This window comes from Carnobacterium sp. FSL W8-0810 (assembly GCF_038007125.1).
GTDB classification, from domain to species: Bacteria; Bacillota; Bacilli; order Lactobacillales; family Carnobacteriaceae; genus Carnobacterium_B; species Carnobacterium_B inhibens.
Window position 1 is genome coordinate 1,604,142 of sequence record NZ_JBBOWO010000001.1, and the last position, 21,661, is coordinate 1,625,802.

Consider the following 21,661-nt stretch of genomic DNA (forward strand, 5'->3'; position numbering starts at 1 on the left):
TATGTTAGAAACGAATGCAATTAAAGCAGAAAAGAAAAAAGGAAGCCCGAAAGATTATCTCGGTAAATTAGGACCATTATTGGCACTTATCGTATTAGTCATCTTAGTTAGTATCGTAAATCCAAGTTTCATCGCTCCAACTAATTTATTAAACTTATTAAGACAAGTATCAACGAATGCATTGATTGCTTTTGGGATGACATTTGTCATTATTACAGGCGGAATCGATTTATCTGTTGGGTCAACATTAGCGTTAAGCAGTGCATTAATGGCTGGAACGATCGCTGCAGGAATGGATCCATTGTTGGCAATGATTTTAAGTTTAGTAGTTGGAACGGTTTTTGGAGCAGTCAACGGTTTGTTGATCACCAAAGGAAACATGGCTCCATTTATCGCAACACTTGCAACAATGACGATTTACCGTGGGTTGACATTGGTTTATACAAACGGAAATCCAATTACTGGAATTGGTGACAGCTTTATTTTCAAATTTGTTGGACGTGGCTATTTATTTGGTATCCCATTCCCAGTTGTCTTGATGATTGTGAGTTTTATCTTACTGTATATCCTGTTACACAAAATGACGTTTGGTAGAAAAACTTTTGCGATAGGAGGGAACGAAAAAGCATCATTTATTGCGGGTATCAAAAATGATCGCATCAAAATAGGTATCTATGCTTTATCTGGTTTGATGGCTTCTCTAGCAGGGATCATTATTACCTCTCGATTGGACTCTGCACAACCAACAGCTGGTACATCTTATGAAATGGATGCCATTGCTTCTGTAGTATTAGGTGGAACAAGTTTATCTGGTGGACGCGGAAGATTAGTTGGAACCCTGATTGGGGCTTTGATTATTGGTACATTGAATAATGGAATGAATTTATTAGGTATATCAAGTTTCTACCAACAAGTCGTTAAGGGTATTGTAATCATTATTGCCGTTTTACTAGACAGAAAAAACAAAAAATAGGAGGAATTACAATTATGAAAAAAATGGTTGGATTAGCAACAGCAGCAGTGTTATTTTTAGCAGGATGTGGGGCAGCAACTTTAGAAGGCGAAAATACTACTGAAAGTGGCCCAGTTGAAGAAAAAGAAACCTCAGAATTGGTCGTAGGTGTCTCGATTTCTACACTGAATAATCCGTTTTTTGTTTCACTAGAACAAGGAATTACTGATTTGGCAGATGAACAAGGCACTAAAGTGAAAAGTGTTGACGCTCAAGATGATACAGCAAAACAAACAAATGACGTGGATGATTTGATCCAACAAGGCGTAGATATTTTATTGATCAACCCAGTGGATTCAGCTGCGATTACACCAGCCGTTGAATCAGCAAATGCTGCAGGTATCCCCGTTATTACGATCGACCGTTCAAGTGATGGCGGAGAAGTGGTTACATTAGTGGCTTCAGATAATGTTGAAGGTGGAGAAATGGCTGCTGAATACATCGAAAAAATTTCAGGAACTGATGCAAACACGGTTCAATTAGAAGGTGTACCAGGAGCATCAGCTACGCGAGAACGTGGCGAAGGGTTCACGAATATAGCAGAAGAGTCATTGACGGTATTAGATAGTCAAACAGCTAACTTTGACCGCGCAGAAGGATTAACCGTTATGGAAAATATGTTGCAATCTAATCCAGACATCCAAGCTGTTTTTGCCCAAAACGATGAAATGGCTTTAGGAGCAATTGAAGCGATTCAATCTGCTGGAAAAACAGGTGAGATCCAAGTTGTCGGTTTTGATGGGACAGAAGATGGCATCAAAGCTGTTGAAGATGGCAAATTAAGTGCAACAGTTGCTCAACAACCAGAAGAAATGGGTAAACTTGCTATGCAAGCTGCCTTCGATTACTTCTCTGGCGAAACGATTGAAGAATACATTGCTTCACCATTAGAATTAGTTACAAACGAAGAGTAGGATAAAGGAAAAGTTTTGAGGCTATTGTCTCAAAGCTTTTTCTTTTTAAAATGCTCGTCCTTAAGTCACAATTGCGATTACTTCAATGAACGGATAAGATTTCATGACTCGTTGTGGATTTCGCAGATGACTACTCGAATCGGTATCGTTCATAAGGTTTTGCAGTAGCCAAAGGAAGAAGTTGAAAAGCAGAAAATAATCCTATCGCTATTTAATTATAATGGAAGATAGGCCTAGCTTTTTTATAAAATGATTGATACTATTAAAGAACTAGAGAGTGAAAAGTCAAGCTTATTAAATAGTGGGAGGTACAATGATGGGTGTTATTTCTGGTCAAATCAATTCTTCAGAATTAGGATTCACGATTTCTTATAAAGCTATTCTGCCAGAGGAACGAACAGGACCATATCCCGTTTTGTACCTCTTACATGGATTATCAGACAATGATTCCAGTTGGCTGTATAACTCTTCAATAGCACGTTATGCATCGCAATACAATTTGGCTATTTTCATGCCTGAAGTTCATGTGAGCTACTATACTGACATGCATATGGGTCCGAATTACTGGAGTTTTTTAACAAAAGAATTTCCTCGGAAAATGAAAAATTTATTTAATATCTCTCATAATAGTGAAGAGACCTTTGTTGCCGGGCTGTCAATGGGTGGCTACGGCGCAATAAAATGGGGATTAACGTATCCAGATGAAGTAGGGGGAGTTGCTGCTCTGTCAGCTGCTGTAGATCCTTATAGGATATGGCAAGATGACCCGGGTAGAGACAAGCTTTTTAAACCGGCATTTGGATCAAAAGAGTCGTTTGTAGGATCCGAAAATGACTTATACGCTTTGCTAAAACAAGTAAAAAAAGAAACTAATCAACCGACCATTTTACAAATTTGCGGTACGGAAGATTCTCTTTATGCAGATAATTTAAAATTTGAAGAGGCTCTCCAAGAAACCTCTATCGACTATGCGTTTATTGAAAAACCTGGAGACCATAATTGGGCATTTTGGGACCAAGAAATACAAGTTGTATTGAAATGGATTCAAGAAATAATAGCAAAAAAAAGAAGCTGAGATTTTCTCAACTTCTTTTTTTGCTGCATATAGAATTTTATTAAGAGGTGTTGTAAAATTAGTTCTCCGAGAGGAAAGTACCGGTTCAACGTAGATTTTCATTTGAGTAGATACAAAGAGCGTTCATTCGTTTAACTCAGAACTGTTTTCCGTTTGAGTAGATAGAATGAGCGCTAATTCGTTTAACTCAGAACCGTTTTCCATTTGAGTAGACAGAATTAGCCGTAATTTGACTAACTCAAACCCGTTTTCCGTTTGAGTAGGTACAAAGAGCGTTCATTCGTTTAACTCAGAACCAATTTTCATTCGAGTAGATACAAAGAGCGTTCATTCGTTTAACTCAGAACTGATTTCCATTTGAGTAGATACAATGAGCGCTTATTCGTTTAACTCAAACTCAATTTTCGTTTGTGTTGAAACAATAAGTCTTAATTCGACTAATTCAAAACCGCTTTTCTTTTATTATACTAAAAAATTTGGGTAGTCATCAGTTTCCAAACATGTCCTAACTGAAAGCATTATTTGATTGAATTTCATAGTGCTTATCTGTATACTTGAAAAATCATATTAGGCGAAAAAAGGTATGGAATACCTGTTGGACATAAAGGATGTGTGGAAATGATTCTTGAAAATAAAAAATTAAAAAAAGGCTTGTCTTGGTTGGCCGTATTGTTATGGATGGGTTTGATTTTTTATTTTTCTCATCAAGTTCAACAACAATCCTGGGATTTAAGTCACACAGTAATGGGTATCAGTGTAAAAGTTATTAAAATTGCTCAAGTTCTCATAGTGATCGGTTTGGCTGGTTTTGTTCTTATAAAATTAAAAAAAAGAGGTATAACGATTGGTATAAAAGAATTATTGCTTATTCTCATCGCAGCTTATTTGTTGTATACATTGTCAATTGGACTGCGACATATGCTTGTTCCACCAGATTTGCATCATGTTATCCGAAAAAATGCTCACTTTTTTATTTATTTGGTATTAGGCGTTTTAGTGAAAGTAGCTTTAATGAATAGTGGTATAACGGGTTTTAAAGCAATTGGAATTGGGTTAGCCATTTGTGTCGGTTACGCTTTTTCAGACGAGATCCATCAATTAATAGTACCAGGCAGAGGCGGTCAGTTAAGTGATGTAGTGATCGACAGTTGCGGTGCAGGGCTAGGAATGGTGTTGCAGGTTTTATTCGTTAAATTGCTATTAAAAAGAAATCAAAACAAGGGTCCAGAAAATAATTAAAAATAGGTATAAAAAATAAGCTCGGCTAGATGCCAAGCTTATTTTTTTGAGGGTTAGTCTACTTTACAGTAAATGATCAATTTGGTTCCAATTATTTAAAGTAAATTGACCATTTTCATACCCTAATTCAGAGATACTTGTGTTAGCCAACGGCTCTTTTGAACGAAGCTCCTTTAAGTCAGTTCCGATCAATGACAAAAGTGTAGTCGTCCAGGTGATGCTGTGTCCCACAAATAAAAGATCATGTTCAGGAAATTGTTCTATAGAACGAAAGATCGCTCTGCTTCCTCTAGCAATCATTTCTTGGTAGGTCTCTCCTTTAAATGCACTAGGATCGTATAAATCTGGACGTTGACGTAAATTGTAAAAAGTATCGGGAGAAGTTTTTTGCCAATGTGGAATAAATGCTCCTTCCCAAGCACCATAACCGAATTCTTTTAAATCATCTGTGTATTGAACCTGAAAGTCTTGCTCGAATTGAGAAGTAATCAATCGAGTAGTTTCCACGACCCGTTCTTGTGGACTAGCGATAATCTGTTTAAGGTTATATTTTTTAAGGTGTTGACCTGTTTTTTTCGCATCTTCCAAACTTTGTGGCAATAATGGAGAATCAATATCTCCCCCTTGAACACGATTAGCTAAATTAAATTCAGTCATACCATGGCGGACAAAAAATAAACGTTGCATATAAGACCTCCTGTATTAAAATATAATTTCATTTTAACACAAATAAAGTGTTGGAAACGGATGTATTTGGAATAGTTTTTTGGGGAAAATAAAATAAATTAGCTGAAAAAATATTAGGTTTTGTAAAGGTATACACAATTTTTCCTTTTTACATAAGTCTGTTGGCTGTGTTTTCAGTTGATTGGTCTAATTTTAATAAAAATTAAAGAAAGTATTGAAATTTTATTTTAACATGTTATGATTAGTCATGTCATTAAAACGATTTCAAAGGAGTGGTGATATGTTTGGTATATCTGTCTTTCTTGGAGATGAGTTAACAATTGAAACAAAAAACTATCTGCAGACGATGAAAGACAGCGGATTTGAAGGAGTATTTACTTCTATGCATATTCCAGAAGACGATGCGTCTCAATACGTAACTAGAGTGAAGACGTTAGGTCAATGGACGCAAGAACTAGGTATGCAATTAATGGTCGATATTTCAGGGGAAGCTTTGAATAAAATTGGTTTTTCATTTGACCGGCCTGAAGAAATGCTGGCTATTGGAATTACAGGCTTAAGAATGGACTATCATATAACAAATCAAATTAGTGCTAAAGTTAGTCGTTCAATGACAGTTGCTCTTAATGCGAGTACCATTACTCAAGAAGATATCGATGAATTAAAGCAATACAATGCAAATTTCCAGCAAATGGAAGCGTGGCATAATTATTATCCGCGTCCTGAAACTGGATTGGATAAAGAGTTGTTTATTCGTAAAAATCACTGGTTGAAATCACTAGGATTTAACGTAATGGCTTTTGTTCCAGGAAATGAAATATTACGTGGCCCATTATTTTGTCAGCTGCCAACGTTAGAAAAACAGCGTGGTGTTCATCCTTTAGCTAGTGCAATTGAATTATTAAATGAGTGTGAAGTAGACGATGTTTACATTGGGGATCCAACGATCGATGACAGAACGAAACAGCAATTTTTTTATTATATTAAAAAGAAAACGTTATTATTTTCAATTAAAGAAATACAAGGTTCTGATTATTTACCTGTCATCGTAGGAAAACACCAAAATCGTTGGGATGCTGCTAGAGACGTGATCCGCAGTGCTGATGCACGTTTTAGAACGATTCCGACTATCGAACCACAACACATTCAAGAACGAGTAAAAGGAAGCGTTACAGTAGATAATCGTCTATACGGACGTTATATGGGAGAAATCCAAGTGGTCAAACAATCGTTACCTAAAGATGAAAAAGTAACTGTTGTGGCACATGTTATCCCGGAAGATCTTACTTTGATCGACTGGTGCCAAGAAGGTCAATTATTTGAACTTCAACCGATACAAGACAATGAAAGAGGTTAAGAAAATGAATTTAGACAAATTAACAACCGAAACAAGAAATACGCAAACAATGAACTTAGACGAGCTTTCAGCAAGCGAAGTGATGACTTTAATGAATCAAGAAGATCAAAAAGTTGCAATAGCAGTTGAAAAAGAATTGCCTATGATCACAAAAGTTGTAGAAACGATCACGGAATCATTCAGTAAAGGCGGCCGTTTAATTTATATGGGTGCTGGAACAAGCGGACGTTTAGGAGTTTTAGATGCAGCTGAGTGTGTACCAACATTTAGTGTGGATCCAAGTATGGTACAAGGATTGATTGCAGGCGGAATGAAAGCTATGACCGTTGCAGTTGAAGGAGCAGAAGATTCAAAAACACTTGGAGCAGAAGATCTAGAAGCCATCCAATTAACAGATAAAGATGTGGTTGTAGGAATCGCAGCAAGCGGACGTACACCTTACGTTATTGGCGGATTAGAATACGCAACAAGCGTTGGAGCAAAAACAGCGACTATCTCATGCAACAAAGATGCTAAAATCAGTCAATTTGCCCAAATGCCCATTGAAGTAGATGCTGGTCCTGAAGTATTGACAGGTTCTACAAGATTAAAAGCTGGAACTGCTCAAAAATTGATTTTAAATATGCTGTCAACTGGGGCTATGATCGGTTCTGGAAAAGTGTATCAAAACTTAATGGTGGATGTTAAACCATCAAATGAAAAATTAGAAGAACGTTCAAAACGCATTATCATGCAAGCAACAGATTGTACGTATGAAGAAGCTAGTGAAACATTTGAAGCTGCTGATCACCAAGTAAAATTGGCAATCGTTATGATCTTAACGCATTCAAATAAAGAAACAGCAACTCAAAAATTAACAGAAGCTAAAGGGTTCATTCGTGAAACTTTAGCATAAAACTAGGAGGGTAAAAAGATGGCTGAAACAAAAGAGCAACGCATGGCTAGACAGATATATGAACAAGTTGGAGGTATGGGTAACGTTGATTCTGTTATTCACTGTATGACTCGTGTTCGTATGGATATCAAAGATAACGATAAAGTAAACTTTGATGGCTTGAAAAAGATTGACGGAGTTATGGGTGTTGTAGAAGATGATACCTTACAAGTCGTTGTTGGACCTGGTACAGTAAACAAAGTTGCGAACCAAATGGTAAGCATGGCAGGTGTTCGTTTAGGCGATAAAATTCCAGCTGGAAAATCAACGGCAACTGCATCAAATTCTGGTCGTTCTGAAGCGGAAAAACAAGCAGCTGCAAATAAAGCTGAATTGAAAAAGAAAAACAATACACCATTCAAACGTTTATTGAAAGACATTGCAAATATCTTTGTTCCACTGATCCCTGCATTTGTTGGAGCAGGAATTATCGGTGGGATCGCATCAATTTTCCAAAATATGATTACTGCTGGAACGATTACTGGAGAAAACTGGGTAACAATCGTTTTAGTCTTGAACATCATTAAAAGTGGATTGTTTGCTTACCTGAACGTATATGTAGGGATCAATGCTGCTAAAGTATTTGGTGCTACTGAAGGTCTTGGTGGGGTTATTGCTGGTGTGATTTATCTTCCAGGTATGTTGGTTGACGCACCATTAACAAATATCTTTACGGGTGACCCATTGTCTGCTGGACAAGGCGGAATTATCGGCGTTATCTTAGCGGTTTACCTATTGTCATTAGTAGAAAAGAACTTACGCAAAGTTATTCCAGATTCAATTGATATTATTGTGACACCAACAATCTCTTTATTAGTGATTGGATTGATCACTATCTTCTTGATCATGCCAATTGCAGGTGCAATCTCAACTAGTTTAGTTGGAGCTATTACTTGGGTACTAAATGTCGGTGGAGCATTTGCTGGATTTGTTTTAGGCGCATTGTTCTTACCAATGGTTATGTTTGGTTTACACCAAGTCTTAACACCAATTCATATTGAAATGATTGCTTCTCAAGGTATGACATTATTATTACCAATTTTAGCAATGGCTGGAGCTGGACAAGTTGGAGCTTCGATTGCATTGTGGGTTAAATGTCGTAAAAACAAACAATTAACAAACATGATCAAAGGTTCATTGCCAGTAGGTATTTTAGGAATTGGTGAACCATTGATTTATGCAGTAACATTACCTTTAGGTCGCCCATTCATTACTGCTTGTATTGGTGGCGGTATCGGTGGTGCTGTTATCGGATTATTTGGTGGAATTGGCGCAACAGCTATTGGACCAAGTGGATTAGCTTTGATTCCATTAATTGCTAACGGCAAATGGTGGGGCTATGTAGTAGGATTATTAGCAGCTTATGCTGGTGGATTCTTAGCTACTTACTTCTTTGGTGTTCCGAAATCAGCAATGGAACCAACTGAATTAGTTGGTTATGATTCAGATGAATTTGATGCTGACAGTATTGTTGGCTAATTCGATTTATACATTGTAAAATAACAGTAGCATTTAAAAAGGCATGTGAGTCTAACGATTTGCATGCCTTTTTTATCTATAAAGAAAAAAATCGAATCATTTTTAATAACTATGGAGGTTGCATGTTATGCAGAACAATGTCTTACTAATTATCAGAGAAAAAATGGCTGCTTTGCCGCAATCAGAAAAAAAGATAGCTGAAACGATTCTTAAAGACCCGGTAATGGTTATCCAAATGAGTGCAACTGATCTGGCAGCTGAAGCTGGATCTAGTTCAGCAGCGGTGATTCGTTTTTGCCGATCAATTGGTGTGAAAGGTTTTACGGAATTGAAATTACAATTATCGGCAGATTCGCAAGGCATCAAAGATAATTTATATACGGATATTTTGTCAGAAGAAAATTTGGAGCAAGTAAAAAAGAAAATGCTGATCAATACAAACCATCTTTTTAAAGAAACCAATAACGTATTGGATACAAAACAAATTGAACGCGTGTCTGAATTGCTGCATGAAAGTTCTGTTATCTATCTATATGGTTTAGGTGCTTCTCATATTGTGGCATCTGATATTCAACAAAAATTTAGTCGAATGGGTAAAATGGTCGTTTGTTCGCTTGATCAACATTTGTTGGTCACGTCAATGGCAGTTGCTGGCAAGAACGCGGTGTTTTTTGGTGTTTCAAACAGTGGTGAAAAAAAAGAAGTTCTGGCTTTAATGATCATGGCTAAAGAACTTGGATTGCATACAGTGTCGCTCACAAGTAATACTGAAAATGCTCTAAGTCTTGAAGCGGATGTTGCATTGAAAACAGCTTTTGCCCATGAAGCTCCTTTAAGAAGTGGCGCAACAATTTCATTATTAACTCAAATGTATGCTGTCGATATCTTATTTTATGATTATGCTTCTAAGCACTACGATCTAACTGTATCGAACTTAGAAAAATCAAAAACGGCTATAGTTCAGTACAATAAAAAATTTGATTAAAAGCTGGATAAAGAAGAATGAAAACCTGTAGCTAACATAGAAGGTTTTTATTCTTTTTAGTGTTGTTCTAGTGTATAAGTTCTATAGGGAAAATATACAATGGAACAACACTACTGATTTTTCAGAAATCGTGGTATGATAAAAGCAGATAGGTCGTTTGTATGTAATTGCAACATAGGGAGTGTGTCTATAGTGAAGAAAAGAAAAATCTCAACTTATTTCAGCGTTTATATAAATGAAAAAGAAGTCGTCATCCACTATGCGAACACAAAAGAACTTGCTCAAGAGTTTTTATTTAAACTAGAAGAAGATGCAGAGCGATTTTATCAGTCTTGTTTAGATATTGAAAAATCAATTGAAAATTTGTCAGCGTCTAAACAAGAAATCACACACAATCAATGGGTAAAACAAACATTGAAAGACGTAGATTACGAATACGTTGAGTATTGATGACGTATCTGTTGAGAAGGAATAGGTAATTGGAGGAGAAAGATTTGATCAAGTTAATCGCAATCGATATGGATGGTACATTATTAAATGAACATCATTTGGTAACAGAAAAAGTTAAACAAGCCATTAAAAAAGCTAGTGAAGCAGGAATCAAAATCGTTTTATGTACTGGCAGACCGGTGCATGCTGTTTATGATTACTTTAAAGAATTGGATTTACCGCAAGATGAAGAGGATTATGTGATTTCATTAAATGGGACGGTTGTTCAGAAAACAACCGATTGGGAAATTGTTTACTCACATCAATTAGATCATAGTCAACTGAAAAGAGCAGAGAAGCTTATTGAACCGTTTAAAATGAATTTTACTTATTTTGATGAAAAAAATTATTATTATACTGGCGAAGCAACTGAAATGTTGCAATTTGATGCTGATTTATTGGGAATGGAAGCTATTCATTTGCCATTAGAAGAGTTGCCACCAGAATTAACGATTTTTAAAGCTATGTATGTAGCAGAGGAAGCTGAATTAAATCATTTGTCTGCTTCTATGCCAGCATTTATTGCTGAAAACTTTTATCCAATCAGGAGTTTGTCTTATGTTTTTGAATTATTGCCTCAAGGAGCAAATAAAGGCGAAGCTTTGACAGGATTAGCCACTAAACTTGGATTTACAAAAGAGGAAGTAATGGCTATTGGCGACGGAGAAAATGATATTGATATGATGAAAGCAGCAGGTACAAGTGTCGCAATGGGAAATGCAGTAGATTCTATTAAACAAATTGCCAAACACGTATCAAAATCAAATCAAGAAGACGGAGTAGCGCACGCTATTTACGAATGGGCCTTGAAATAAGCCGTATATAAAACTTTTTCTACAGTAGTGGAAGAAACATATGGATTTTCCTTTCTAGTAAGTTGTGGCGACTTTACTCTAACTGAAAAGTTCATATGTTTCTTTTTTTGCGCAAAAAAAGACGTGAACAACTTTTTGTCTGCACCAAAAGTTTTGTAGCCATTTTTATATACGTTCGTCTACAATAAATCAATCTATAAGAGCTGTACATTTCTAAATTGGATCGTAGCTTCAGGAACGTACTGATTGATCGTATCATTTGATAGGGCTTTCTAAAAGCCTTATACTAAATGTGGATCAAAAATCTTAGGAGGGATAATATGCAAGAACAATTAGTAAAGATTTCAGAAAAAATGTTTGAGTGCCAACGTGTATGTAATGAATGTTTTGATGCGTGCCTAAAGGAAGATCATGTTCAAATGATGGCCGAATGCATTCGTTTAGATAGAGAGTGTGCAGACATCTGTGCTTTTGCTGGAACGTCTATTACCCGAGAAAGTTCTTTATCTGCTGATTTAATTGCTTTATGTGCAACAATCTGTCAAGCTTGCGGAAAAGAATGTGAAAAACACGATCATGATCACTGTCAACGATGTGCAAAAGTTTGTTTAGAATGTGCAGACCTTTGTCGCAGCTATGCGTAATCCAAATATTTTCTATATCAGTTTAGCAATTTGTGCAGCTCTAATTACCTATACTATAGGTAATTTAAAGAGAGCTGTGCATATTTTTTTACATAAAGTTAAGTACCCGTTCAAATTAGGCGGTCCTGTAACAGGTATTCGTCCAGAAGGAAAACTGGCAGAAGGTCGTTGGAAGTTGTTCCATTATTTCTGAAAACAGTGGATGGAGATAAGGAAGTATTAATAAAAAGACAAATGAATTTAACCTTTTTAAAACACATCAAACAGCGGCTTAAAAAGTGAAGGTTTTGGACATTTAAGGTAAAATATAAATGAAGAAGGAAAACCATAACGCTTTGAAGAAAGGAGGACTCGTTATGCTATCAATTGTTGTTCCTGTATATAACGTTGATAAAGTATTAAGGCATTGTTTGAATAGTTTGAGGTTTCAATCTTATCGTAATATTGAAATTATATTAGTTAATGGTGAATCTACAGATATGAGTGCTGCTATATGTGAACGTTTTGCTCGGATCGACTCACGGTTTAAAGTACTTAATAAAAAGGCAAGAGGTCTTTGCGAAGCATTAAATATAGGGTTGCTTTCTGCCAAAGGAGAATATATCAGCTTTGTAGATCCAGTTGATCGTATTGATGGTCTGATGTTTGAAAAATTACTTTTGACTATTATTCGGAATAATGCAGATATGGTCATTGCAAATCATGGAGAAGAATTGATTGAAAAAGATATAGATTTATTCAATACTGCTCAAGCGGTCGTCTGGACAAAAGAGACTGCTTTACGAAAGATTACGGAACAATTTCAGCTCAAAAGTTTTTTATGTAACAAACTTTATTCAATAGAATTATTCAGAAGCAATCCAGTTCTAGAATTTGACTTGAATTTTGATCTATTTGGAGATTACTTAATGGCGGTCCAATGTATTTTGAAAAGTGAAAAAATTATGTATGATCCCAATTTACATTACCATTATTTAGCTTATAAACATGCCTCTTTTTTTAATGACCTCACAAAAGAAAAGCTTTCCGGACCTAAAGCACTGCTTAAAATCATTGATTTGACAGAAGAAATGAGTCGTTTCAATGTTTCAGTTATAAAAGATCTTTACATCAATTACTCCATCCAGCTGCTAATGCATCTTCTAAACGAACAGGAGAAAAATACACGCCACCTCAAAGAAGCAAAACAAAATCTCTATCACTTTTCCTTGAATGAACTTACAAATTATAAAATTATATTCTCATGTATGATGGCTCGGAAAATGACTTTTATCTATTTTTATTTTTGGAAATTAAAGCACGCTAAACTAAATTAATTAAATTATACACTAAGTTTTCGCATTCCTTTCCAATTTAACGGTTTTAAAATGTGTTCTCTTTGAATTAAATTCACATACTTTAGTATTTTCACTTGGAATATTCTTACGTTTCAAGTAAAATAGGAATGTGAAGCTATCTATTAGCTTTAAAAAAGTGTGTAGATAAAAATGAAAAGGAGTTGACCTATTTTGGCAACTAATCAAAAAGAAACCGTTATAATTGGAGCAGGTCCAGGAGGCTATGTTGCAGCAATCAGAGCATCACAATTAGGACAAAAAGTAACAATTATTGAAAAAGAATACATCGGTGGAGTTTGTTTGAATGTCGGATGTATCCCTTCTAAAGCATTGATCACTGCTGGACATCATTTTCATAATGCACAACATTCTGAAACTTTTGGGATTACAACTTCAAATGTTACGTTGGATATCACAAAAATGCAAGAATGGAAAGATACTAAGGTAGTAAGCATGTTGACTCGCGGAGTTGAAGGTTTATTGAAAAAAAATAAAGTAGAAATCATTCGTGGAACAGCTACTTTTACGGATAAAAAACATTTAACAGTTGAAACTAAAGATGGATCTCAAGATCTTGAATTTAAAAATGTTGTTATTGCAACAGGTAGTTCACCATTAGCCGTTCCAGAAGTCCCATTTGGCGGACGTGTTGTGGATACAACTGGCGGATTGAACATTACTGAACTTCCAAAACGTTTAGTGATTGTAGGCGGCGGATATGTTGCGACTCAATTAGCATTTGCATTTAACAACTTTGGTTCTAAAGTAACGATTCTTGAAAAAGAAGACAGCATCATCAACTTCTTTGACAAAGATATGGTTAAATTAGTTAAGAAAAGTTATGCAGAAAAAGGCGTTGACGTTATCGAAGGCGTAAATATTACTAAATCTACTCAAACAGATGATACTGTAACAATCACTTATGAAAAAAATGGCAAAGAAGAAACAATTGAATCTGACTACGTTTTAGTTTCAGCAGGTCGTGTACCTAACACATCTAAATTGAATTTAGAAGCTGTTGGCGTTAAATTATTAGAAAACGGCAGAATCGATGTTGATGAATCATTAAGAACAGGCGTTGAAGGGGTTTATGCTATCGGAGATATTACTCCAGGACCAGCATTTGCTCATAAAGCTAGCCATGACGCAAAAATCGTAGCAGAAGTTATTTCTGGTAAAGACTCTATTGTGAATTACAAGACGATGCCAGTTGCTGCTTATACAGAGCCTGAAGTTGCGACAGTAGGATTAGCTGCTGATGAAGTAAAAGGCAACAAAGAGTACAAAGTAAGCAAATTCTCATTAGCTGGGAATGGTCGTGCTTTGTCATTAGATGCGAATGAAGGATTTGTTCGTATGATCACTGAAGAAAAAACAGGCAAAGTTGTTGGAGCTCAAGTTATTGGAGTAAGTGCTGGGGACGTTATTGCTGAATTAGCATTAGCTATCGAATTAGGTATGGTTGCTGAAGATATTTCATTAACGATCCATGCGCATCCATCTCTTGGAGAAGCCGTAATGGATACAGCTGAATTAGCTATGGGATTACCTATCCACATGTAAAATGATAAACTAAGAGCTTGAAGGTAAAGGATTTCCTTTACTTTCAAGCTTTTTTGTATTTAAATAATTATAAGATTAAAAGGTACATGACGAGTAGTATTGACGCTTCAAAAGAAATAAAAATCGATCGGAGAAGATTAAGGGGGATATGATGTCTGAAAAACCAAAAATGGCTTATCCTGTAAAATGGACCGGCTTAAAACCAGCGCGTTTTCGTAAATACAAATATTGGATCAATTCAGTTAAGCCTGGAATTTGCGGTACTTATGTCAGTGCTGTTTTACTTCATGATGCTTTCAATCAAAAGTATACTATCGATTTGCCGAAAGAAAATGTGGTCAATGGATTACAAAACCTTGTTGAGGATACATTTGCTTATAAAGGGACCTATGTTTGGGATTTATGGTATGGGTTGAAATGGGTGTTAAAAGACAATGCTGATTTTAAAGTCAAGATGCATCTTATTCCGGAACGCAAAGTTGTTTCTTTATTAGATAGAAAAAATCCGATTCCAATTGCAGTGGGAACAACAAAATTGTTTGGAAGTTCTTATAAGAATCACTGGGTGGTTGTCTATGGCTATGGATATAATGAGGAAAATAAATTGTTTTTTAAAGCCTATGATAATCATGGGCGATACACCGCTATTTTGCCGGCTTCTCAAACGATCGGATGCGTATGGATAGAAACAGTCTAAAGTTGTACTGGATCATTCGATGAAGAGTAGAATAAGGAGATCTGTTGTATTATGTAATTTAAATACAAAAAACAATCATTGCGAAAATTGCAATGATTGTTTTTTTAATGAAGTTTTATTCAACAGTAACACTTTTAGCTAGGTTTCTTGGTTTATCAACGTCGTTTCCGCGGTGTAAGCTAGTGTAGTAAGCAATCAATTGAGTTGGGATCACACTAACCAAAGGTGTTAACAAGTTGTGTACTTTTGGTAAAACATAAGCATCTCCAGGTTGGTTAAGTCCATCTAAAGAGATGATCATGCTGTGTGCACCACGAGAGATTACTTCTTGTGCATTTCCACGAGTATGTCCAGCAGTTGCTTCATCAGTAATGATAGAAATAACTGGAGTGCCTTCTTCGATCAAGGCAATCGTACCATGTTTTAATTCACCGGCTGCAAAGCCTTCTGTTTGAACATAAGAGACCTCTTTCAATTTAAGTGCAGCTTCCATTACAACATAGTAATCAATGCTGCGTCCGATGTAAAAGGCATTACGACTGATGCTTAAGTGCGTAACAGATAATTGTTCGAATATTTCTTTTTCATCAATAATCGATTCAATTGCTGAAGCTGCAATACCTAATTCATGTGCCATATCTACATTTAGTTCAAGACCTTTTTTGCGTCCTACAAGTTCACCCAGGATAGCAAGAACCGCAATTTGTGCTGTGTAAGCTTTTGTTGACGCAACAGCGATTTCTGGACCAGCATGTAATAATAAAGTATATTTTGCTTCTCTTGAAAGAGTAGAACCTGGTACGTTAGTTAATGTTAGAGAAGGGTATTTCAAGTCATTAACTTTAACCAATACTTGACGGCTGTCAGCTGTTTCACCACTTTGAGATAAGAAAATGAAGAATGGTTTTGCAGTTAGTACTGGAGTATTGTAGCCGAACTCACTAGATAAATGCACTTCAGTTGGAATGTTTGTCAAGTTTTCAATAATTTGTTTTCCGACCCATCCAGCGTTGTAACTTGTTCCACAAGCAATGATGTAAATACGGTCACTAGCTATCATTTCTTCAAGAATAGTAGAATCGATTTCTAGTTCGCCATCGTCATTTTGGTAGTTTTGAACAATTTTACGCATAACAGCTGGCTGTTCATCAATTTCTTTTGCCATGTAGTGAGGGTAAGTACCTTTGCTTAAATCATTTGCATCTAATAATGCAGTGTATGAAGCGCGAGTGATCACATCACCAGCTAATGTTTCAATTTTAATATCATCCACTGTTAAAGTAGCAATTTCGCCATCCATCAGTTCGACAAATTGATTTGTTTCTTTAATCATTGCCATGGCATCGCTACAGATAACATTAAAACCATCACCTCTACCTAAAAGTAGGGGACTTTTATTTTTTGCTGCATACACAACATCAGGGTTTTCATTGTCGATCAAAGCTAAAGCGTAAGATCCTTTTAATGCAACGATTGCTTTTTTAAAAGCATCGATTGTTTCTAAACCTTCTTCTTCAACATACCAAGCGATCAATTGAACAATGATCTCAGTATCAGTATCGCTATGCAAAGTTGTATCTGTTAAAAAAGCATCTCTTACAGCATTGTAGTTTTCGATTACGCCATTGTGAACGAGGTTAAAACGACCGCTGTTTGATTGATGAGGATGTGCGTTTTCTACACTTGGAACTCCATGAGTTGCCCAACGTGTGTGCCCAATACCTGTTTTTGCAGGAACGTTATGGTCTACTTTTTCTCTTAAAGCAGCGATACGTCCTTTTTCTTTAAATAAATGACCTTTATCTTGATCATCCATTACGTAAATACCAGCTGAATCATATCCGCGGTATTCTAACATTTCAAGTCCTTGTAATAAAATATCTTTTGCATCTTGTCTTCCAATATAGCCTACGATTCCACACATGTTTAAATTCCCACTTTCTTTTTCTTAATAAATTTCATTGAAACGTTAACTTTTTTAGTTTAAGTATTAGGATGAAAATTTCTTACTTAGATACATTTCTTTGCGTATAATCAAAATTGGTATATACAATAAAAAAGTTGATAATCAGTTACGCAGGTTAATAATAAAGGATTGAAAAAATAAAGTCAACGTTTTTTTGAAAAGTGGTATATTGGTCTATATCAGTTGGGATATATGCCTTAATCAGAGCGAGATTTATTAGCGGGTACATAAGTTTTTCGGTAAGAGTGACTTTGACACAAAGTGTCGTGACAAACTCATCACTACACTTTATTGTAATCGGATACAACCCGCGGTAAACTTAATTTAACAAAAAAGTAAGAGGAGGAGTTACCGTGGAACAAACAGAAAAAAAGGGAGCGAAAGCTGCCATTCAACGCATAGGAAGTTATCTTAGTGGTATGGTTATGCCAAATATTGGTGCTTTTATTGCTTGGGGAATTATTACGGCATTGTTCATTGAGAAAGGCTGGTTTCCAAATGCTGATTTAGCTACAATGGTCGATCCCATGCTGAAATATTTGTTGCCAACATTGATCGGATATACAGGCGGAAGCATGGTATATGGACAACGTGGAGCTGTTGTTGGTGCAATTGCAACGATGGGAGTTATCGTAGGATCAAGTGTTCCAATGTTTATTGGAGCTATGGCTTTAGGGCCTTTAGGCGGATACTTAGTGAAGAAATTTGATGATATCTTTAGAGATAAAATCAGAGCTGGATTTGAAATGTTAGTTAACAACTTTTCAAGTGGAATTATTGGATTTATTTTAGCTATTTTTGCATTTTATGCGGTAGGACCTTTTGTAACAACTTTAACAAACGCTCTTGCAAGTGGAGTTGACTGGGTCGTTAATGCCGGACTATTACCTCTAGCAAATATTTTTATCGAACCTGCAAAAATCCTATTTTTGAATAACGCTATTAATCATGGTATATTGACACCATTAGGGACTGAACAGGCTGCCGAAGCTGGGAAATCAATTCTTTTCTTACTTGAAGCTAATCCAGGACCTGGTTTAGGTTTATTGCTAGCTTATTCATTCTTTGGAAAAGGAGCTGCTAAATCATCTGCTCCAGGTGCAGTTCTGATTCATTTGATTGGTGGGATTCATGAAATTTACTTCCCATACGTATTAATGAAACCTATGTTGTTTCTTTCTGTAATAGCAGGTGGGATTGCTGGTACTTTTACTAATACGATTTTAAATTCAGGTTTAGTAGCAGCAGCTTCTCCAGGATCTATTCTTGCTATCTTAGCAATGACACCAAGAGGAAGTTATATCAGTGTTATCTTAGGGGTTATCGTTGCAGCAGCAGTTTCCTTCTTAGTTGCTATGGTGATTCTTAAATCAGATAAATCAGAAGTTGCAATTGAAGAGGACAACTTCTCAGCAAAAGTTCAAGAAACACAATCACTAAAAGCTGAATCAAAAGGAGCAAACAAAGAAACAACAGCTCCAACAACTCAAGCAGTTGTAACAGATGATACTGCAGTTGTAGGTCAAAAAGACGTTAAAAAAATTATCTTTGCTTGTGATGCAGGTATGGGATCTAGTGCGATGGGAGCTTCCATTATGCGTAAAAAAGTAAAAGATGCTGGATTGGATATTTCAGTAACCAACTCAGCTATCAATAATTTAACGGATGAAGACGGCTTATTAGTTATTACGCAAAAAGAATTAACACCTCGTGCAAAACAAAAAACACCAAATGCAACACAAGTTTCAGTTGATAATTTTTTGAATAGTCCTAAATATGAAGAAATTGTTGAAACATTAAGAAACCAATCATAAGCATCTTATCTAGACAATAAGATGCACATAACAAAGGGATAAAAGCGGTGAGTGCTGATTCACTGCTTTTATCTGTTTAAATTTTGTCTAGAAACGAGATGAAAGAATTGTATATTTCCAAAAGGGAAAAAGAGATTATTGAAATCTTGCTTGAACAAAAAAACGGCGTCACTTTAGATTATTTAAGTGATGAGTTAAAGGTTAGCAATCGGACGATTTACAGAGAACTTTCCAGTCTTGAAAGCACGTTAGCTAAGTATCAAATCAAATTGATACGAGAAGCAGATATTGGCTACCGTCTTGTTGGAAAGCCGGCTTCATTTAAAGAATTACAGCAGCAAATGTCTGCTTCTCCAGAAGAGTTAACGGCTCAACAACGGCAAAGTGCTTTAGTGATCAAGCTATTGATGCAAGAAAAAGAAGTTAAAATGGAATCCCTTGCCATGGATCTTCAAGTCAGTATTAGTACGATTCAAGCAGATTTAGTTTCTATTGAAGAAGTGTTTAAAGCGTACAAAATTGATATCGAGCGAAAAAAAGCTAAAGGCATACAAGCAATTGCTACTGAAAGCAGCCGTCGCTTGATTATTAGTGGATTGATTCATAGTGAAATCAATGAATATGATTTCTTTCAACTAATGGAAAGCGAAACTAAAAACGACGCTAAAGAGTGGGAGACTGGTCAAAATCCATTTTTGAAACAATTAAATAAAGAAGATCTATACCATGTATATGCCGTGGTTAAGCGATTCGGTCAGCATTATTTTGAAGAAGTGACAGATAGTCAATTGCAGCGTTTAGTTATTTTGCTATGTGTTTCGATTATGAGGTTACGTGAAGGACATCAAATTCATTCTTTTAAAGTCTCTACTTTGTTAGCGGATAGCGATCAAACGAAAAGTATCGAAACGGCAACCGCTATTTATGATTTTATGCAAAAATTATATGGGATAGCCATAACGAAGGAAGAGATTCAATTTTTGGGACTCCAAATCCAAGGTCTGAATGTCCCACTGCGTAATGAATTTCTCTCAGAAGAGTATGATACAGACTTAGGCTATAAAGTAAGAGAGTTAATTCGTCTGGTTTCGAATGAATTGGATTGGAACTTCAATCAAGATGAAACTCTTTTTCATGACCTTTTGGCGCATATTGCAGCTGCTATTAAACGAGCAATCGCACCTATGCCCGAAAGTAACAACCCTTTGTTAGATAAAATTCTGACTCATTATAGCGAGTTGAGCTTTTCTGTTAAAGAAAATTTAACACATGTTTTTCCAACGATTCATTTTTTACCGAATGAAATTGTTTATATTGTGATTCATTTCGCTTCAGCATATGAAAGACAACCTAAAGTACAAGAATTAAAAGCTTTGGTTATTTGTTCAAGTGGAGTGGGAACGGCAAAAATATTGGAAAGCCGCATTCGCAAATATATTCCAGAGATAACCGTCATTGAAATTTCTAGAATATCTAAGCTGCATCGGATCGATTTTGATGAATACGATTTGATTTTATCTACGATCTTTTTACAAGGATTTGAAACAGAATACAAAGTTGTGACCCCATTGTTGATGGATAACGAAATCAAGAGTATCCAATTGTACGTTCGTCAAATTATTTCTGAAAAGAAAAAGATAAAAGAGAAAAAAGAAAAGAACATTCTTACAAATCAAAAAGATAAATCAGAATTCAAAGAATTCTATCAAAAAATGTCGATTGCAAATGAGATCTTGGAAAATTTCAATGTGCATCAAACGGTTGGAACAAAGGAATTAAAACCCATTATTTCAGCTATCTGCAAAAGTTTGGAAGACGATATTTTAATAGATAGTGACCATATAGTTTATAAATTGATGGATCGAATGGAATTAGCTCCTATTGGACTTCCTAATACAAATATGGCATTGTTTCATTGTATCGATCCAACTATTAAACAATCGTTTTTTTCAATTTATGAATTGCCAAAACCTATTGAAGTACTTGGGATCGATCGGAATCCAATACAGATGCAGCGAATTTTAATGATGTTGGGTCCAGATCCATTAAGCGAGAACTCGCAAGAAATTTTAGGTTCGATCAGTTCAGCCATTGTTGAAAGTGATTTGACAATGGAAATCTTTAATTCAGGTTCGAAGCAATTGTTAAACAATTATTTAAGCAGCATCTTTTTAGAAAAATTAAAAAAATAAAAATCAAGGAGAGAATCATTTATGGGTATTCTAGAAGAAAACAGCATTAAATTAAATCAAGCATTTAACACAAAAGAAGAAGCAATTCGTGCGGCTGGTCAAGTATTAGTAGGAGGCCAATATGTAGAAGAAGGATATATTGCTGAAATGTTGAAGCGTGAAGAGAATGTATCAACGTATATGGGAAATTTTATTGCTATCCCACATGGTACAGAAAATTCAAAAGATTTAATCAATCAATCAGGCATTTCAGTTATTCAAATTCCTGGAGGGATAGATTTTGGTACTCCTGAAGAAGAAAAATTGGTAACCGTTGTTTTTGGAATTGCAGGGGTAGGCGATGAACATCTTGATATCCTTTCAAAAATAGCAGTTTATTGTTCAGAAGTTGAGAATGTTGTTAAGTTGGCAGATGCTTCATCTGAACGAGAAATCAAAGAATTATTAGAAGGGATTGAATAA

The 21,661-nt window shown here is 35.7% G+C and carries 19 protein-coding genes; 17 read left to right on the forward strand and 2 right to left on the reverse strand.

Features of this window, described 5'->3' with window-relative positions; translation table 11 throughout:
• Position 1: 1 nt before the first annotated feature.
• From NST49_RS07720 to NST49_RS07735, 4 genes are all read left to right on the forward strand, one after another.
• A complete protein-coding gene (locus NST49_RS07720) occupies positions 2-973 on the forward strand; it encodes an ABC transporter permease (protein ID WP_251165381.1) in 972 nt (323 codons plus the stop codon).
• Between the two features lie 14 nt (positions 974-987).
• The gene (locus NST49_RS07725; RefSeq protein ID WP_034536905.1) at positions 988-1,926 is read left to right on the forward strand and encodes a D-ribose ABC transporter substrate-binding protein; all 939 of its coding nucleotides are present in this window, start codon (positions 988-990) and stop codon (positions 1,924-1,926) included.
• Positions 1,927-2,239: 313 nt separating this feature from the next.
• Positions 2,240-3,001 carry an alpha/beta hydrolase gene (locus tag NST49_RS07730; RefSeq protein ID WP_341047909.1) on the forward strand — a complete coding sequence of 254 codons (762 nt, stop codon included), beginning with the start codon at positions 2,240-2,242 and terminating at the stop codon, positions 2,999-3,001.
• A 618-nt stretch (positions 3,002-3,619) separates the two neighbouring features.
• Positions 3,620-4,240: a VanZ family protein gene (locus tag NST49_RS07735; RefSeq protein ID WP_341047910.1), complete on the forward strand. Its 621-nt coding sequence runs from the start codon at positions 3,620-3,622 to the stop codon at positions 4,238-4,240.
• 63 nt (positions 4,241-4,303) lie between these two features.
• On the opposite strand, the gene NST49_RS07740 is transcribed toward NST49_RS07735, so the two are convergent.
• Positions 4,304-4,927 carry a histidine phosphatase family protein gene (locus NST49_RS07740; protein WP_341047912.1) on the reverse strand — a complete coding sequence of 208 codons (624 nt, stop codon included), beginning with the start codon at positions 4,925-4,927 and terminating at the stop codon, positions 4,304-4,306.
• Between the two features lie 280 nt (positions 4,928-5,207).
• Here NST49_RS07740 and NST49_RS07745 point away from each other — a divergent pair, with 280 nt between their 5' ends.
• The 10 genes from NST49_RS07745 (at position 5,208) to NST49_RS07790 (ending at position 15,227) form a co-directional block, all read left to right on the forward strand.
• Positions 5,208-6,284, forward strand: a complete 1,077-nt coding sequence (locus tag NST49_RS07745; protein WP_341047914.1) for a DUF871 domain-containing protein — start codon at positions 5,208-5,210, stop codon at positions 6,282-6,284.
• A 4-nt stretch (positions 6,285-6,288) separates the two neighbouring features.
• A complete protein-coding gene (gene murQ / locus NST49_RS07750; protein ID WP_034536896.1) occupies positions 6,289-7,179 on the forward strand; it encodes an N-acetylmuramic acid 6-phosphate etherase in 891 nt (296 codons plus the stop codon).
• A gap of 18 nt (positions 7,180-7,197) precedes the next feature.
• Positions 7,198-8,697, forward strand: a complete 1,500-nt coding sequence (locus tag NST49_RS07755) for a PTS transporter subunit EIIC (RefSeq protein WP_034536894.1) — start codon at positions 7,198-7,200, stop codon at positions 8,695-8,697.
• A 127-nt stretch (positions 8,698-8,824) separates the two neighbouring features.
• Positions 8,825-9,682, forward strand: coding sequence for a MurR/RpiR family transcriptional regulator (locus NST49_RS07760; protein WP_034536892.1), 858 nt, complete (start codon positions 8,825-8,827; stop codon positions 9,680-9,682).
• A gap of 192 nt (positions 9,683-9,874) precedes the next feature.
• A complete protein-coding gene (locus tag NST49_RS07765; protein ID WP_251165376.1) occupies positions 9,875-10,132 on the forward strand; it encodes a hypothetical protein in 258 nt (85 codons plus the stop codon).
• Between the two features lie 44 nt (positions 10,133-10,176).
• Positions 10,177-10,986: a Cof-type HAD-IIB family hydrolase gene (locus NST49_RS07770; RefSeq protein ID WP_251165375.1), complete on the forward strand. Its 810-nt coding sequence runs from the start codon at positions 10,177-10,179 to the stop codon at positions 10,984-10,986.
• Positions 10,987-11,306: 320 nt separating this feature from the next.
• A complete protein-coding gene (locus NST49_RS07775; protein WP_341047920.1) occupies positions 11,307-11,630 on the forward strand; it encodes a four-helix bundle copper-binding protein in 324 nt (107 codons plus the stop codon).
• A 356-nt stretch (positions 11,631-11,986) separates the two neighbouring features.
• Positions 11,987-12,946 (forward strand): glycosyltransferase family 2 protein, encoded by a 960-nt coding sequence (locus NST49_RS07780; RefSeq protein WP_251165373.1) that lies wholly within the window; start codon positions 11,987-11,989, stop codon positions 12,944-12,946.
• Between the two features lie 192 nt (positions 12,947-13,138).
• Positions 13,139-14,530, forward strand: a complete 1,392-nt coding sequence (gene lpdA / locus NST49_RS07785; RefSeq protein ID WP_251165372.1) for a dihydrolipoyl dehydrogenase — start codon at positions 13,139-13,141, stop codon at positions 14,528-14,530.
• Between the two features lie 151 nt (positions 14,531-14,681).
• Positions 14,682-15,227, forward strand: a complete 546-nt coding sequence (locus NST49_RS07790; protein WP_341047923.1) for a dihydrolipoamide dehydrogenase — start codon at positions 14,682-14,684, stop codon at positions 15,225-15,227.
• Between the two features lie 115 nt (positions 15,228-15,342).
• On the opposite strand, the gene glmS is transcribed toward NST49_RS07790, so the two are convergent.
• Positions 15,343-17,151 (reverse strand): glutamine--fructose-6-phosphate transaminase (isomerizing), encoded by a 1,809-nt coding sequence (glmS, locus tag NST49_RS07795; RefSeq protein ID WP_341047924.1) that lies wholly within the window; start codon positions 17,149-17,151, stop codon positions 15,343-15,345.
• Between the two features lie 395 nt (positions 17,152-17,546).
• Here glmS and NST49_RS07800 point away from each other — a divergent pair, with 395 nt between their 5' ends.
• The 3 genes from NST49_RS07800 (at position 17,547) to NST49_RS07810 (ending at position 21,661) form a co-directional block, all read left to right on the forward strand.
• Positions 17,547-19,007 carry a PTS mannitol transporter subunit IICB gene (locus tag NST49_RS07800; RefSeq protein WP_341047926.1) on the forward strand — a complete coding sequence of 487 codons (1,461 nt, stop codon included), beginning with the start codon at positions 17,547-17,549 and terminating at the stop codon, positions 19,005-19,007.
• Between the two features lie 98 nt (positions 19,008-19,105).
• Positions 19,106-21,199 (forward strand): BglG family transcription antiterminator, encoded by a 2,094-nt coding sequence (locus tag NST49_RS07805; RefSeq protein ID WP_341047927.1) that lies wholly within the window; start codon positions 19,106-19,108, stop codon positions 21,197-21,199.
• Positions 21,200-21,220: 21 nt separating this feature from the next.
• Positions 21,221-21,661, forward strand: a complete 441-nt coding sequence (locus NST49_RS07810) for a PTS sugar transporter subunit IIA (RefSeq protein WP_034536877.1) — start codon at positions 21,221-21,223, stop codon at positions 21,659-21,661.